Below are 15,576 nucleotides of genomic sequence, written 5' to 3'. Positions count from 1 at the left end.
TCTATGGAAATTTATTCTTTCCAAAACCATTGTCTAAAAACAAAAATTCGATCTTTTTTAATCCGCTCCGTTTCGTTTGAAAAAATACTGAAGCAGTTTTCGAACCTGGGCCGGAGGAATTCCGTTCCCGAAAAATTCTCCATCCACCCAGATCTCAAAGTGGAGGTGAATGTTATCGGATAAACCTTTCGCTTCTTCAATCAGTCCGGAGTTTCCGACCGTTCCGATGATTTCCCCTTGTTTGATTCTACTTCCAACTCGAACGTTGTTTTTGATCGAAGAAAGATGATTGAAGCTCGTCATCACACCGTTTCCGTGATCGATCCAGACCTGTCTTCCACCAAAGTCTTTCTCCACATAGGTAACGGTTCCTTTGTGAGACTGGGAAGTATGATATTCGTAATCGGCGAGGGTCATGGGAGAATAAGATTGGTCCGCGCGTACGATCGTCCCATCTCCCGGAGCGATAGCCTCGTCTTGAAAGTTTAAATTTCGAATCTGTCCGTCTATATCTTTCTTTTTGTATATATCGATTCCCTTATGAACTCCGTTTCTATAAACTCTGGGGGCGTTCGGAAGTTGAAAGTCAAACGTGGGAATCAGTCCTCCGGTCACGGGAAACGTATAACCTCGGAGACGCGCTTCGATTCCGTTCAATAGTCTCTGGTTCAGAAAAAGTTTTAGATCGCTGATCACAACTCCGCGTTCCGTTGTGTTCGGAAAAAAAATTCGTAAGACCGAAGCGTCTAGGTTTTCGAGTCTGTGAAAGTTGACGAGTTCTACCTTTTCGTTTGTAAGAATCGTTCTCCAGTCGTCTCGAATCAAAACTTGAATCTCGTATTTGTGAACGGCCCTTTCTTTTCGAAAGAGGGGAACGGTGATCTCGAGTCCGTTGATCAGACGTTTGGAGCCGAAGTCCACGATGATCCATTCGTTTCCGGGTTGATTGGAAGAATACCAGTGGGTTTGTTGATCGGAATCAAAAAGATTAAAACCTCCGTATTCCGCCGAAAACGCGGAGGATACCGAATAGCTAAAGGGCGCGGTTGTCCATCTTCCGAAGTCGATAAAGTCCACTTCGGACCCGAAGTTTCCAAAATTGGGGGCCGAAGCGATCGACGCCGTTGAAAGTAGAATCAAAAATGCGATTTTTGATAAGCGAAATCGAATTTTATAAATTATAAAATTCTTATACATGAAACGGTTTGCCGGGTTCCGCTTTGAGGTGTTTGGAAACGTCGATTTCCCAGGAATCCAGATATCCGCCGCTTCTTTGTGTCAGGTCCGGTCTGAGCGCGATCGGATTTCCGTTTTTGTCGGCGTACAACGCTCTTCTTCCAAAAAATCTTCCGCCGACTTCCTCTTTCCAGGTTTTTTTTTCCCCGTTTCCTCTCATCTTCCACGCGAGAAGGGAAGCGTCGCAGAGTTCTTTGAGTTCTTTCGGATCGGATGAAATTCCGTGATCGGGTCCGTCCAAATTCTTATCCAATGTAAAATGTTTTTCGATCATTGCGGCTCCCAGAGAAACGGCGCTCGCCGCGGCTACACTTCCGGCCGTATGATCCGAAAATCCGATCGGAAACGTATAAAGATTTTGGAATGTTTCTATGATTCTTAAATTTGCTTTTTCAGGCGGAGTCGGATAGAGGGACACGCAGTGCAAAAGACAAAGCTGGGTCGTTCCTTCCTCTTCTAAAAAGGAAATCGCTCTATTCACTTCAAAAAATTCAGCAGCGCCGGAAGATAAGATCACCGGGAGTTTTGTTTTTGCGGTTTCACGTAAAAGTGTTTTGTTTGTAACGTCTCCGCTCGCAATCTTGATCGCGGGAACACCGAGGCCAACGAGTAGCTGCAAAGAGCTTACACAAAGAGGTGTGGAAAAAAAGATAAGACCTTCGTCTTGTGCGGCCTTCTGGAACTTTCTGTGCATCGTTTCCGTAAGTTCATATTTTTTGAATATATCCACGAGGATCTTTGCGTCCGGATTGTTTACATCTATAAATTCTTCCGTAACATAGGATTGAAACTTAACTGCCTGGACTCCCGCTTTTTTCGCGGCGGAAATCGTTCTTTTTCCGATCTCTTCGTCGTTGTTATGATTGAGCCCGATCTCGGCTACGATTACGGGTGGATGTTCGTTTCCGACGGTTGTTTGTTTTGAGATTGAGAATTCTTTTTGAAAGGTCATGTTTTACTTCGTCTTCTAATTTTTTGGCGGATATATAAGATTTCGGCTCATCAGCTCATAACTTAAGTTCCAAAATGCTTTTGCTTTGATATGATAAGATTCGCATTTTACGGGATCATTCTTACATTCTTCCGTTTCTCCGATTCGAGGAGTGATGGAAAAGGAAGAATTTCGAACCTTGTCTGTAAAACTATAAAAGATCCAGTTGTCTTCGATCCAACCAAAAAGATTCCCGAAAGCGAAGTAGGCGGTTCCTCCATTCAGCTTCGGATCCAAAAGGTCTCTTCCCATCGCGGAGAATGGAACCTTCTTTCCGACGATTCCGAGGATAGTCGGAATCACGTCCAGTTGAGAGGAAATTCTCGAGTCCATTTTGGGTGTGATCTTTCCCGGTGAGTAGATTAAAAAGGGAATGTTTCTGTCTTCGAAATAGTCCAGGTTTCGATGGTGCGCGTGATCTCCTACGAAGATAAAAACCGTATCCTTGAAGTAAGGAGCCTTCTTTGCCTTTTGCAAAAAAGAATGAATCGCTTCGTCGGAGTAGTGATAGACATTAAAATAATCGGCTTCTTCGAGTGCGTTTGTAAAGATTCTGTCGCTTGGTTTCGGGGTTTGATACGGATAGTGTGTGGTTAACGTCAATGTGACCGCGAGAAAGGGAGATTTTTGACGCATTAGAGTTTCGTGAAGTTCGCTTAACAAATCTCCGTCGTAGTAACCCCAAGGACCGGGTTTGTATTTTTTAAGTGTGTCGAAATGTTCCTGACCTAGGATCGTATCGAATCCCCAGTGTGAAAAAAGAAAATTCATATTATCAAAACTAACGTCTCCTCCGTGAAGAAAGAGGGTTTGATAGCCGATCGATTTGAGGATGGTTCCGAGTCCTCCGAAACGACTGAGGACGAGAGGACTTCTTACTACGGTCAGTCCGGGGCCGTCCGGAATTCCGGTTAACGTGGATAGGAGTCCGTTTGTAGTCCTTCCTCCGCTTGCAAAAAAGGAGGAAAAATAAACACCTTCCTTTACTAACTCTTCAAAATGAGGCGCGACTAATTTTCCTTCGGGGCGAAAGGTTCCGTTTGAGAATGCGTATTTTCCGGTCCAGCTTTCGAGGAGAATCAAAACGATGTTAGGCGGTCTTTTCCCATTCTTCTCTTTGGTTTCGCGTAGAAGGGGATATTCTTTCGAAATAAACTCGGCGCCCGGATACTCGATTTCTTCTCTTACGGTTTGTATGGCCTTTGGATAAGGAACTACCAAGTTGGGCGGAATGGATTGATTTTTTAGATCCATGATGGAAGTAAAAACGCCGTTGAGTGCGAGTTGGTTTACGAGATGGGTTTTTGAGGTCATCGCGTCGCTTGCCCTCAAAGGTCTGGATTGAAATCCGCCGCGAATTAACAAAAATAGGATAAGTGGAATGTAGAGGAGCTGTAGGAGTTCTTTCTTTCCGGCATAGGGTATATAAGTATAGTAGGAATTTCGAATGTATTGAAACGCGGCAAAGGGGAACGCTGTTATTAGGAGAATCATCGATATAGATGCGAGAATCGGATTTCCCACAAAAAAGGATTTGAGAATCACGACGAATTCTAATCCCAAAAAAACGAATCCTTCGTAACCGAGGTGTTTGTTTGTTTCTCCGAAATAAAGGACGTCTCCTAAAAGATGAGCCGCCGTCCAAAAGAAAAGAACGATCGGAGCAAGCCCCCAGAAGAGAGAATAAACTTTCCAACGATTGAGCGGATGGATCGCAGAAAGGATAAAAAACGGTCCTAACAGCATGGCGCAGACCGAAAGGTCGAATCGAATTCCTACGAGAAAACTAATTAGGAGTTCGAAAAACGTAGCCGATTCTATTTTAGAAGAGAAAACTCCTAAAAAAGAAAGTCTGTAAAAAAAGAAAAGAATCAGAAACCCCAGGACATAGGCCGAAAGAATCCTAAGATTTGCGGGAATCTTTTGTAACATCCGATTGTTTTAGGAAAATAAATTCCAGGCCTGAAAGACTATAAAAGAAACAGTATATGCTAAAATTGTCATGTATCCGAATAGAAACAAAGGCCAGAACATCGAGTTTGTTTCTTTTTTTACGACCGCGAGCGTGGACATACACTGACAGGCAAAGGCAAAGAAAAGAAGTAAACTTACGGAATTCCGAAGTCCCCAAACTGGTTTTCCTTCCTCGTCAACGTCTTTGCGAATCGCCTCCTTGAGGTCGTCTTCGGATTCTTCTCCTCCGACTCCGTAGATGATGGAAAGTGTGGAAACCATAACTTCTCTCGCTGCGAAGGAAGTGATGATTCCAATTCCCATCTTCCAATCAAAACCGATCGGTTTTAAAACGGGTTCCATAAACTTTCCCATCTCTCCCGCGTAGGATTCTCGAATCTGGATTTTTTTGACTTCGGCTTCGGTCGCATTTGGAAATTGGGAGGAGTCGATTCTCGGATAGTTTGCCAAAAACCAAAGGAGGATCGAAATAAAAAGGATCAATTTTCCGGCAGTTGTCAAAAACGCTTTCAATTTTTTGAATACGGTAATTCCTAAACTTTTAAGAGAAGGAGTGTTGTAAGCCGGTAATTCCATGAGGAAATAAGAAGAATCGGAACGAAAGAATGTCTTTTTGAAAACGAGGGCTGCGAGCATCGAAGCGATCATCCCGAGAAGAAATAGACTCAAGAGCGCCAATGCCTTGATGCTAAAAATTCCCCAGAGAGCTCCCGCAGGAAAGATAGCTCCGATGACGAGGATATATACCGGATAACGCGCCGAACACGTGATCAACGGAGAAACAAGAATCGTAGTGATACGATCGGCTTTGTTTTCAATCGTTCTCGTTCCCATAATCGCGGGGACCGCACAGGCAGCGGAAGATAAAAGTGGGATAAAGGATTTTCCAGAAAGCCCGAACTTACTCATAAAACGATCCATCACAAAGGAAGCCCTTGCGATATAACCCGTTTCTTCCAAGATTCCGATAAAGAAAAACAAAAGGCTGATCTGAGGAATGAATACAAGAACGGCTCCTACGCCTCCAATGATCCCTTCTTGTACGAGCGATCGCAGAGGTCCTTCCGCAAAGTAAGCTCCTACAAAAGTTCCCACGCTCTGAACCGTGGATTCGATCCAGTCCATAGGAATTTCCGACCAGGTAAACAAAGCCTGAAATACAAGAGCCATGATACCCAAAAAGGAAACGACTCCCCAAAACGGATGGAGAAGAATTCGATCCACTCTGGAAAGAATTCTTTCGTTGTTAAGCGAAGTCCCCGAAACAGCGGAACCCAATATTTTTTTGATATAGATCGATTTCTGAGTCAATTCTTCCAAATAAGTAAACTTTAAATTGGAATTTTCGAACTGTTCCCTTACAAAGGTTCGAGATTCTTCGGGAAGAAGAGAAAGAGCGGGCAAACCCTTTTGTAAGGTTTCTCCGGAAAGTTCCTTGAGCGAGTTTATCAAAACGAACTTTAGAGAATTTGAATCTTCCGAAGAGAATGATTTTAAAAGACGATGGACGAATTTTTCACGTTCGTCGTCCCACTGAAAGGATTTGATCGGAAGACGAAAGGCTCCCGGTGAAACAAGAAGACTTTTTAGCTCTTTGATTCCTTCCCCTTTTTTTGGATTTACGTATTGAAATAAAATTCCGAACTCGCGGGAAAGGACGTCGAGGTCCAGACTGACCCTTTTCTTTTCCAAGACGTCTTTCATCGTCACTGCGACTAAAACGGGAACGTTCAATTCTAAGATTTGAAGAAGGAACTGTAGAGACCTTTCCGCGAGAGAAGCGTCCATCACAAACAGAACCCGATCTCCTTCTTCGTGACTGATAAGAACCCGACTCGTGACTTGTTTGTCTTCCGCGTTCCCTCCGAGGCTAAACGCACCCGGAAGATCCAAGACCCTCATGGAATTTTCTCCGTGGCCTAAAATTCCTTCCGCCTTTTCCACGGTGACCCCGTGATAGTTTCCGGTTTTTTGTCTAAGGCCTGTTAGGCGATTGAAGAGGGTAGTTTTACCGCAGTTTGGATTTCCCGCCATGACGATCCGAGCGGTTTTTGAACTAGAATCTATATTAGAATGACCCATCGGTGACGTCTCCTATTCGGATCAATTCCGCTTCCCCTTCTCGAATCGCGATTTCCACGTCGCCGGCTCTGAGAATGATTTTTTTCTGAGATGAATATTTTTCCAAAACGTAAACCTTAATTCCGGGCAAAAGACCGATGTCCAGAATGTTTCGAAAAAGATCTTCTTTTCCGGGTTCGTGGATGAGGGATACTATAGAGGCGCTTTGGCCCTTTTTCAATTCGTTTAACAAAAAGGTCATATAAGAAATTTTTCTCTGTCCCGAATCAAATCGATGTCGGGCGCCATCGTCTTTACGTATCGATCAAAGTATAAGATTTGTTTTATGAGAAGTCCGAATTCTTTCGGGATCTTGAGTCCGTTTCGAAGGGAAATTTCTCGAAACTCAAAAAGGATCGCGTTAAGTTTTTTATCATCCAGAGATTCCAGATCTCCCATCTGCAGTTTCATGACCATCTCCGTCATACGGGAGAAAACGGCTTCCAAATCTTTGGAAAGTTTTTTCTCGTCCACTCCCTTTGCGGTGGAATCCATCTGGATCAAACCCTTCGCGATCTTTTCGGTTCGATTGAGGCTGAGACCCTCTAGGAAGATCATCAGACCTTCCCAGACCCGAGGTGAAATTCTTCCTACGATGCCGAAGTCGATAAAACCTACGGTTCCGTCCCGAAGAATCATTAGATTTCCTGCATGTACGTCCGCGTGAAAAAAGCCGTTTCTCGCGAGAGTTGAAAACCAGATCTCGAGGGCTTCGGTCAGAGTTTTTTGAGGATCGGAAGAATATCTTCGGATTGATTGTTCGTCAGTGATCGGAGCTCCGTAAAAACGTTCCATCGTAAGAATTTTCTTCGTCGAAAGTTCTCTGTAAACTTTCGGAACTCTTGCTCTGGTTTCTCCCATTGAAAGAAGTTCTCTTTCAAATTCTTCTATGTTGTCGGCTTCTTTATAAAAATCAATTTCTTCTAATATAGAACTTTGGAACTGTTCAACCATGTCCGAGATTCCGGACTTGCTTAAACCCGGAGCAAACCTTTCAAAAAGAACGGAAGCAAAGTAGATGAGATTCAGATCCGCCGACAACGTGGATTCGATATCGGGTCTTTGCACCTTGATTACGACGTCGAGCCCGTCTTTGGTTACGGCCGCGTGCACTTGTGCGATCGAAGCCGAGGCGATCGGAATCGGTTCCACGCTGTAAAAGTGATCCGTGAGTTGGCCGCCGAGTTCCTTGCGGATGATTTTTTCGACTGTGGAGTAGGGAATCGGCCGGATCGAGTCCAGACACTTTTGCATCTCGGTCACAAACTCGTCCGGAAACAAAGAGGGGGCGGAAGCGATAAACTGACCTAATTTGATATAAGTCGCTCCGAGGTCTTCAAAGGCTTCCCGGAGTCGGATGGGAAAGGTTTCCAAGGAACCTCCTCCCAATGCGAGATCTTTTAAGAGAAGGAGCGTTCTTGTAGAGAATACAAAACCGCTGTTTAAGATACGGGAGGCACCGCCAAAACCCATTTTCAGGGAATCAAAAAATCCGGCCATATTCACAAAGGTTTTGAACTTCCTTGGAAAAGACAACTACAGAAAGGAAGTTTAAAAAATGAGCGTTTGTTTGCGAGAGGAAACTGCTTTTTTGTTTACGAACGAAGCTAAATTCTGAATATGGCTAGATAAAATACACCTCCGCGGGCGTATCTTCTCTATGAGTAGCGATTCAGTATTACTTCAGGAACTCGATAAACTTGAACTCAACGACCTGAAGAAAGTCGCCACCCTCTGGAATCTAGTAAAACTTCCTTATAAAGAAAAAAATAAAAACGTAACTTATCTCTACGAGATTTTTCAGGATGAATTTTACCTGAAAGGGGTTTTAGAAAAACTCACTCAACTTCAGGTTACGATCTACACAAGCATTCTCAAGAATAAAAACGTTCTGACCTTGGGTGAAATTTCACGCAAAGTGAACATTCCTCCGATCAACGTCGAGATGGAGCTCAATCTCCTCCGCAAATACCAGCTCGTTTATCAGAGAAAGAATCGCGAGAGACTCACAAACAATTTAGATAAATATCATGCGTTTGAAGAGATCGCGGACCTCGTTCCTCTGGATCAGAATCTCAAAGGGGATAAATACAAGATTTCCTTAGAGAAAGTTCTCGATCGTAAAAAGACGACCGAAATCGCGGACGAGTGGAAGGTGGCCGTAAAGTCTCCGAAACAAGTCGACTCTGTTAAGAAATTCTATTCTATCGCAACTTCCGAAGAAGGAATCGATCTCAATCTGCAATCACTCGCGGATTTGGAAAGAGACACTCTTGTCAGAATCTACCTCAGCGGAGGAGTTTCCGAAGCGGAAGACATTCGCAGTTACGTGGTAACGAGCCGTGGAAAATACGAACAAGTAGTTCCTTCGCTGATCGCAAAGGGAATGGTCGTAGACGTCTGTTTCGTCGACGAAAAGTTCGTTCGCGTTTTTGCGATTCCTGATGAAATTCTAAAATACGTTCAAACCCATCCGATTCTTCCTTCCGTAAAAAAAGGAACCAAACAAAGAACTGAAAAACTCGCGGCCAACGATCTCGATTTCTTTCTCAACACAAAGAAATTGATTTCTTACATCAGCCGTAAGGGACTCGTTCTTGCAAAGTCGGGAAAGGTAAAACAAGCCGATCACAAAAGAACGGAACAAGAACTTCTCAATCCGGATATCGGAATCTTTCCCGAAAAGAGCCAGATCTATCAGATGGAACTCATTCTACCCGTTCTCAAACTTTTGAACCTCGTGGACATCAAAGGTGAGAATATCGTTCTGAAAGGGGACGTAAGCGGTTTTAACGAAAAAGATATTTTTGAAATTATGAAACTCGTCGTGCACGAAGTCAACGAAGCGAGAATGAAACGTGTCATTCCCGCGGAAGTGTTTACCGCGACCGAGATGCCTTTCTACGATAAACTCATCCTGGATAAGTGTGTGAGTCTGATCATCAAGGCAAAACGAATTCATCTTTCCGTGATCTTTTCCAATATCATTCGGGAACACATGATTCTTTCTCCGGGATTTAGAACGAAGAATTTTCAATCCGACCTCGCGGAACTCCGTAAGGAAATCATGAGTGGAATCTTCTATCTTCATCTTTTCGGACTTTTGGAAATCGAATATCCGAATCGTTTTTTAACCCTTTCCAAACTGGGAGAATACTTTTTCCAAACGGGAGAATTGTCTCACAAGACCGAAAAGGGCGGAATCACGATCAACCCGGACTTTACGATCATCGCGTTTCCGGATCGGGTCTCCATTCACGGGCTTCATCTTCTCAAAGCTTTTACCGAACTCAAGGATTACGATCGGGTTTATACGTTTGTTCTTACAAAAGAAGCGTTCCAATTGGGAATTCTTCTCGGATACAAACCGGCTGAATTCATTGATTTCTTAAAAACTTCCAGCAAGGCCGATCTCGCACAAAACCTTCTCTTCTTACTAGAAGACTGGGGTGGAAATCTTCCGGTTGTGGATATCACGGAAGACTGCGTTCTGGTTCGCACCAAAGATCAGAACACGATGGAACTCTTACTTGGTCAGATCAAAGGAAAGAAGATCGTCCTCGACGAAATCGGTCCTACTGCGGTTCTTGTGGATAAGAATCGAGTGCAAGACGTGATCACCGTTTCCGAAAAGCTGAATCTGATCGTAAATCTGATCCGCTAAAAAATTCCGATTCTCCGTTGATTGCCGATCTTTTCGTTTCTCGTCTCTCGAAGGAATCATTCTCTTCTTCTCTTGATTAGAAAAACAAAACTTCCCTAAGAATTCTCCAAAACAAAGGTGGAAGAATTTACAAAATAAACTTTTGAGAATTGTGATAAGAGCTTGGATTCAAAGCCGGGGATAGAAATGGAGAAGTTCTTTCGGACAGAACTTACGTATTGCTTACAAAGAAGAAGTGTTTTGGAAGAGAGGAAAAGTGGAAAGACGAATCTCATTTTCCGAGCTCGAAAGCTCGGAAAAGATACGGAAGAATTACTCTTCTACTTTGATTTTACTTTTGAATTCCCATTTACGATAGGGAGCGATTGCCTGCAATCTTTCGTCAGTTACGAAGAATAAGGCTTCTCCGTATTTCACGAGACCCCCTTTGTAGTGTGCATACTTGGTCTTATGATCGATCAGTCCGATTTCTCTGACCTTGCTCCAATCGTCACACGTCTTGAGAGTCGGGACTTTTCTGAGATGCAACTCCTTGATCTTATTGTCTTTAACGGAGTCTCTGAGTATCTTTTCCCATTCCATAAAGTGCAAACTAAAAGGAACGGGGGAAAAATCAAGGGGTTTTTGCGAACCCCTCGACTCTCTTTCTCTCTCTTTAGAGTTTGAAAAATTCTACTTCTTTTTTCAGATCTTCTGCTAGTCTCGCGAGTCCGATCGAACTGGAACTCAACTCTTCCGATGAAGCCGCGGAAGACTGATTGAGATCGTTTATCATTGTGATCGTTCTTGAAATTTCTTCGATCGCAATTTTTTGTTCTCTGACTGCGACCTGGATCACATCCGATCTTCCTTTAACTTCTTTTGCTGTGAGATTCATCTGATCGTTTTTGGAAAGTTGGTCTTCCATAAACTGATTCACGGTTTTCATCTGACTGTTGATTTCTGAAATTCCTTGGATGATCCCCGAGATCACGGTTACGGTGTTTGTGATGTTTCGAATTCCGTTTCCGATTTCGGTTTCGTTACTCTGAATGATTTCTTCGATGTCCTTGATGCTGTTTGTAGTTTTGTCAGCGAGTTTGGAAATTTCGTCTGCGACCACCGCAAATCCTTTTCCGGCAGAGCCCGCTCTTGCGGCTTCGATTGCGGCGTTGAGCGCGAGCAAGTGAATCTGTTCCGAGATCGTGTTGATGATTTCAATGACTCCGGTGATATCTTCCGAACTCCGACTGATTTTCGTGATCGATTGATTTGTGAGTTCGAGCGCGCTTCCGCCTCTTTTGGCTTCTTGCGTAATTCTCTCCACGTCGGACATCGTCTTTTCTAAGTTAGCTGAAGTTTCATGGATGGAATTGGAGAATTTGTTCATGTCGAGACCCAATCTGTCCAAAAGGCCGACCTGTTCTCTCGTCTGTGTTTCGACTCCGTCCATTCCCGCGGAAATCTCCTCGATCGAAGCCGAAATTTCTTCGGAAGACGCGGCTTGGTTTTGCGCGTTGTCCGAGATAAAATTGAGAGCGCCTGACATTTCATCGGAAGAGGAGGCGAGATTACTCGAAGCTTCGATGATCTTGCCCAAAATCATTTTCACCTTTTTGTTAAACGAATTGATGGAGATGGACATTTCTCCGATCTCGTCCATGGACAGAACTTTGAGACCTTTTGTGAGATCTCCTTCGGCCATCGCTTCCAAAACGTCCTTACTGTCTTCGAGAGGCTGTAGTCTTTTTTTAAGAATAATGTAGATCAAAAATCCGATGAACAACATTCCGACCGTTGAAATCGCCGCCATAGCGAGAACTGAGATGATCGCGTCGTCGGCGATCTCCTCGTTTTCGATCGAAGCGAATGTGATAAAGTCGTATTTAGTATTTTTACGAAGAATCATATACTTATACTTACCGTTGAACAGATAACGAATGGGAACGTTGTCCTTATAATTTTTCACCTGTTCGTAAAAGGGAAAGTCGGTGAGTTTTTTTAGATTGAGAGCCGGGTTTACGTGATTGATGATCACTTCTCCGTGATTGAGAAGACCGGGATAACCGGACTTTCCGATTTGAATCGAACCGATCAATTTGCTCGTAAGATCCGCGATTCTCAAACCGAAAGCGAGATAGGTAGACTTCTCACCGGGAATGGATTCCAGAGCCAAGACGACCGGAGTTCCCGAAACCGTAGAAGCGATCGGCTTACTCAGAAAGATTTTTTTTGCGGAAAGAGATTCTGCAATTATAGTTTCGGGTGGAAGTTCATAGTCTGAAAGTTTGGACGTGCCGTTTGACGCGAGAGTTCCGGTTGCGACGAGAAGTTTCCAGTTCTTATCGTCGACTCGGATGATCGAAATCGATTCGTATTTCGAGGATCTTCCCAGAAGATTCTCCAGATATTTTTTAGTTTCTTTTTCTCTTCCGCCCGCCACAAAAGAGAGAAAGTTCGAATCGTTACGAAGTCTTTCCGCGTCCGCTTGCACTTCTTCAAAAATCGTTTCCGTAAGAATATGAAGCGTTTCGTTTACGTTGATCATCTGATTAAAATACGATTTTCGGATCGCGGTATAATTGAGTTTGAAGACGAGACTCGAAACTCCGATCGCGAGAATGATGACGATAAAGATAAAAGTGATCGTGAGAGATCTTGTGAGTTTGATCTTTACAAGACTAGAAGTATCGATATTACTGAATGCGCCCGATTCGATCAGCTTGGACGTGAGTCTTTCGGAAACTAAAAAAGTATACACGCCTACCGAAAGAGAAAGCAGAAGAATGATCGAAAGAAGGTTGTAATAATCCGACTTGTCCAAAGTTGCAAAACGACTCAAGAGAAGAACAATGACAAAACCGGTGATAAAAATTCTGGAAGCGATTTCAATCGAATGTCCGAACGGAAGTCTCAAGATTGATTTTTGAGCGCTCAGAGCCGTGTCTTTATCGATGATTCCTTGTTCGATCGTGCGGCTGTAATCCTGAATGGGTTTGAGCCTGCGTTTGTCCGAGAAAAACGTATAGATGAGCGTGAAGAATGTCGTGCCAAGAGTAATGTAGATTGCGACTTTTAGCTGTTCCGGATCCATTTCCAGAAACGTCTGGTAAAAAAGAATCGCGGTTCCTACAGTAATAACGTAACCGACTACTTCGGTAATTAGAATAAACTGAAGAGTAAATTTGCGGATCGACTTTGTGATTTCATCCATGAGGCGGGTTCCCGATATCAACCGTCGCGCGAGCGTTTCGGTTTTTGCTTCTTTTCGGTAAATTTCCAGATTTACACGCTTGAATACAAGGAGAAACTAAAATACCGATGGAAAATCTCAAGTTAGCTCTCATTGGAGACGTCCATGGATTTTGGGACCGAAGGGACAACGAGTATTTTGACAAGTCCGATTACGACGCAATTTTGGTCACGGGAGATTTTCCCGGTTATCTTCCTTTCTCCGGCCGAAAGGTGACTCGGGGAATAGCAAACTTAAAAAAGAAAGTCTACTGGATTCCGGGAAATCACGACTCGACGAACCTGGTTCAGTTACTGGGAGAAATATTACATTCAAAATGGATGATACGTATCGGAAGCATCGGACATCAATTTCGTCTAACTCGCCTCAAAAGACAAATGGGTGGCGCAATTTGTGTGGGTTATTCCGTGACCGACTTGGATTCGAAAACGGTACTCGTCGGAGCTCGTCCTCTTTCGATGGGAGGGGCTTTGAGTTTTCTTCCCTTACTCAAAAAAGAATACGGAGTTTCTTCCTTTAGGGATTCTTTTGAAAAGATGAAGTCTCTTTATCCGAAGATTCAAGGAAAGGAATGTATCGTTCTGGCACACAACGGGCCTGCCGGATACGGATCCAAACGGGACGATATTTGGGGTTGTGATTTTAGAAAGAAGGGAGGAGATTGGGGAGACGGGGATCTTCGACGTTTTCTGGATTTTCTAAAAGAAAGAGGTGAAAGGGTTTCTCTGATTCTTGCGGGCCACATGCATCATAGAATCCAGGATTTAAACCGGGATCGAACTTGGAAGATCAGCGAGAATTCTTTCCATACAATCAATGCGGCGAAGGTTCCGAGAATTCTCAAAACCAAAGAAGGAAATATACACCGTCATCATATTCGTTTGCAACGAACGAACGGGGTCTGGGATTGTAAGGAGATTTTTGTGGGAGAAAAAGGGGAGGAGAGAATTTCCCTCCCCGAAGACTAGGAGTTCTTATTCTCCTCGGATATGTTCTAATTTGAGTTTGATCTCTTCGTTGAGAGGTTGTTTTTTCTGAAAGTCCTCTAACAAACGAACTGCTTCCGTCGGTTTTTCCACTTCCACATACAGATCGGACAACTCAAGAAGCGGTCTCGGATCCATCGGAAATTTTTTGTGAAGATCGAGATAGATTTCCTCTGCCTTGTCTCTTTTTCCGATCAGTTTGAGGGAAGAAGCCTTTCCGAGCAACGCAAAGTAATCCTCACCTTCTGCAAGAATTCTGTTAAAACACTCGAGAGCTTTGTCGAATTCTCCCATTCCCCGTAGGCTGTCCGCGTAACGGTTGATGATGAGTTTGTTGTCAGGATCGAATTCCAAAATTCTTTCCCAATATTGATTGGCTTTGTGAAAATCTTTTTTTCCACGATAACTTTCTGCAAGACCGTATAACGCGAAAAAATTCTTCCGATCCAGTTCGGCGGCCCTGTGATAATACTGAATCGCTTCGTCGTAGTCTTTGATCTTGCGATAAGAATTACCGATTTCGGTTAATATTTTGATATTGTCCGGTTGGATAAGAAGCAGTTTTTCCCACCAGTGGATCGCGTCCTTGTATTTCTGACAGGCGAAGTAGAGATGGCCGAGACCAACGATCACATACTGATCCTTTGGATTGATCTGAAGGGCTTGCATATAATAAATTTCTGATTCTTTAAAGTTTTTAAGTTTACGATGTGCGTCCGCAACTCGACTTAAGATAGACGCGTCGGTGATCGTGATATGTCTATAATCTTCGGCGACTTCGATCACTCGAGTTAGTAGATTCATTTCGCGATAACAGTTCATAAGTCCCATCAGGGAAAACTTGTTCGAAGGATCTTCTTGTATACATCTATGATAATATTCTATGGCATTCTTATAATCTTTTTTCTTAAAAAAGAGATCTCCCATTCCTACGAGACCGTATGTATTGTGAGGATCTTTTTCCAGGAGCTCTTTGAGCTTGGCTTCCGCCTTTGGAAATTGATGAGAATCTAATAATTTATAGGCTTCCTTTGCAAGACCTTTGATGATCGCAAATTGTTTGTCCTCTTCTTCTTTTTCAATATTAGGATTTTCCATTTGATTCTCTCTTTTTAAAGTTTACTCTCTTCCAATTTTTGAATTCGCATTATTGTTTTCGACGTTCGACTTTGATTGAATATTCTTTTGAGGCTCAAATATTCTGTAAAGAAAATAAGAACAGATTGCAAGAATCCGAAAGTAAAAAGTAATTTGCGTCGAAAATTAGCCCTTTCTATCTATTAGATTTAGGAAAAAAATTTCTGTTCTCTTTTTTTCTTAGAACGGTCTCGTTTGAACTCGGTTCCGAATCTACGAAGACGATGATCCTCTC

The 15,576-nt window shown here is 43.3% G+C and carries 10 protein-coding genes and 1 pseudogene; 2 read left to right on the top strand and 9 right to left on the bottom strand.

Going from position 1 to position 15,576, the window contains the following annotated elements; all coding sequences use genetic code 11:
- Nucleotides 1-57 precede the first annotated feature (57 nt).
- From A0128_RS11500 to A0128_RS11475, 6 genes and pseudogenes are all read right to left on the bottom strand, one after another.
- Nucleotides 58-1,101 (bottom strand): annotated as a pseudogene (locus tag A0128_RS11500) (peptidoglycan DD-metalloendopeptidase family protein); the annotation flags it as partial.
- 88 nt (nucleotides 1,102-1,189) lie between these two features.
- Nucleotides 1,190-2,188: an N-acetylneuraminate synthase family protein gene (locus A0128_RS11495; RefSeq protein WP_069607648.1), complete on the bottom strand. Its 999-nt coding sequence runs from the start codon at nucleotides 2,186-2,188 to the stop codon at nucleotides 1,190-1,192.
- Nucleotides 2,189-2,203: 15 nt separating this feature from the next.
- Nucleotides 2,204-4,159, bottom strand: a complete 1,956-nt coding sequence (locus tag A0128_RS11490; protein WP_069607647.1) for an LTA synthase family protein — start codon at nucleotides 4,157-4,159, stop codon at nucleotides 2,204-2,206.
- A gap of 9 nt (nucleotides 4,160-4,168) precedes the next feature.
- Nucleotides 4,169-6,283 carry a ferrous iron transport protein B gene (gene feoB / locus A0128_RS11485; protein ID WP_069607646.1) on the bottom strand — a complete coding sequence of 705 codons (2,115 nt, stop codon included), beginning with the start codon at nucleotides 6,281-6,283 and terminating at the stop codon, nucleotides 4,169-4,171.
- The gene (locus A0128_RS11480; RefSeq protein WP_069607645.1) at nucleotides 6,270-6,524 is read right to left on the bottom strand and encodes a FeoA family protein; all 255 of its coding nucleotides are present in this window, start codon (nucleotides 6,522-6,524) and stop codon (nucleotides 6,270-6,272) included. The genes feoB and A0128_RS11480 overlap by 14 nt, the downstream gene beginning before the upstream one ends.
- The gene (locus tag A0128_RS11475; protein WP_069607644.1) at nucleotides 6,521-7,822 is read right to left on the bottom strand and encodes an ABC1 kinase family protein; all 1,302 of its coding nucleotides are present in this window, start codon (nucleotides 7,820-7,822) and stop codon (nucleotides 6,521-6,523) included. Before A0128_RS11475 ends, A0128_RS11480 begins: the two co-directional genes overlap by 4 nt.
- 160 nt (nucleotides 7,823-7,982) lie before the next feature.
- Here A0128_RS11475 and A0128_RS11470 point away from each other — a divergent pair, with 160 nt between their 5' ends.
- Nucleotides 7,983-9,986 (top strand): helicase, encoded by a 2,004-nt coding sequence (locus tag A0128_RS11470; protein WP_069607643.1) that lies wholly within the window; start codon nucleotides 7,983-7,985, stop codon nucleotides 9,984-9,986.
- 312 nt (nucleotides 9,987-10,298) lie between these two features.
- Here the strand turns inward: A0128_RS11470 and A0128_RS11460 are convergent, their stop codons facing one another.
- Together A0128_RS11460 and A0128_RS11455 are read right to left on the bottom strand one after the other, a co-directional pair.
- On the bottom strand, nucleotides 10,299-10,568 hold the full coding sequence (locus tag A0128_RS11460; protein ID WP_069609254.1) for a hypothetical protein: 270 nt from the start codon (nucleotides 10,566-10,568) through the stop codon (nucleotides 10,299-10,301).
- A 73-nt stretch (nucleotides 10,569-10,641) separates the two neighbouring features.
- A complete protein-coding gene (locus tag A0128_RS11455) occupies nucleotides 10,642-13,179 on the bottom strand; it encodes a methyl-accepting chemotaxis protein (RefSeq protein ID WP_069607641.1) in 2,538 nt (845 codons plus the stop codon).
- A 107-nt stretch (nucleotides 13,180-13,286) separates the two neighbouring features.
- On the opposite strand from A0128_RS11455, the gene A0128_RS11450 reads away from it, so the two are divergent.
- Nucleotides 13,287-14,186, top strand: coding sequence for a metallophosphoesterase (locus tag A0128_RS11450; RefSeq protein WP_069607640.1), 900 nt, complete (start codon nucleotides 13,287-13,289; stop codon nucleotides 14,184-14,186).
- A gap of 6 nt (nucleotides 14,187-14,192) precedes the next feature.
- Here the strand turns inward: A0128_RS11450 and A0128_RS11445 are convergent, their stop codons facing one another.
- The gene (locus A0128_RS11445; protein WP_069607639.1) at nucleotides 14,193-15,302 is read right to left on the bottom strand and encodes a tetratricopeptide repeat protein; all 1,110 of its coding nucleotides are present in this window, start codon (nucleotides 15,300-15,302) and stop codon (nucleotides 14,193-14,195) included.
- Nucleotides 15,303-15,576 lie beyond the last annotated feature (274 nt).

Origin of the sequence: Leptospira tipperaryensis, assembly GCF_001729245.1 — a bacterium.
In the GTDB taxonomy this organism is placed as follows: Bacteria; Spirochaetota; Leptospiria; order Leptospirales; family Leptospiraceae; genus Leptospira; species Leptospira tipperaryensis.
The sequence above is the reverse complement of the archived record's forward strand: the minus strand, read 5'-3'. Positions and strand labels throughout refer to the sequence as shown.

Bases quoted from the DNA above. Each gene is read 5' to 3' on its own strand.
- A0128_RS11495 (WP_069607648.1), bottom strand. From the start codon at position 2,188: ATGACCTTTCAAAAAGAATTCTCAATCTCAAAACAAACAACCGTCGGA.
- A0128_RS11490 (WP_069607647.1), bottom strand. From the start codon at position 4,159: ATGTTACAAAAGATTCCCGCAAATCTTAGGATTCTTTCGGCCTATGTC.
- feoB (WP_069607646.1), bottom strand. From the start codon at position 6,283: ATGGGTCATTCTAATATAGATTCTAGTTCAAAAACCGCTCGGATCGTC.
- A0128_RS11480 (WP_069607645.1), bottom strand. From the start codon at position 6,524: ATGACCTTTTTGTTAAACGAATTGAAAAAGGGCCAAAGCGCCTCTATA.
- A0128_RS11475 (WP_069607644.1), bottom strand. From the start codon at position 7,822: ATGGCCGGATTTTTTGATTCCCTGAAAATGGGTTTTGGCGGTGCCTCC.
- A0128_RS11470 (WP_069607643.1), top strand. From the start codon at position 7,983: ATGAGTAGCGATTCAGTATTACTTCAGGAACTCGATAAACTTGAACTC.
- A0128_RS11460 (WP_069609254.1), bottom strand. From the start codon at position 10,568: ATGGAATGGGAAAAGATACTCAGAGACTCCGTTAAAGACAATAAGATC.
- A0128_RS11455 (WP_069607641.1), bottom strand. From the start codon at position 13,179: ATGGATGAAATCACAAAGTCGATCCGCAAATTTACTCTTCAGTTTATT.
- A0128_RS11450 (WP_069607640.1), top strand. From the start codon at position 13,287: ATGGAAAATCTCAAGTTAGCTCTCATTGGAGACGTCCATGGATTTTGG.
- A0128_RS11445 (WP_069607639.1), bottom strand. From the start codon at position 15,302: ATGGAAAATCCTAATATTGAAAAAGAAGAAGAGGACAAACAATTTGCG.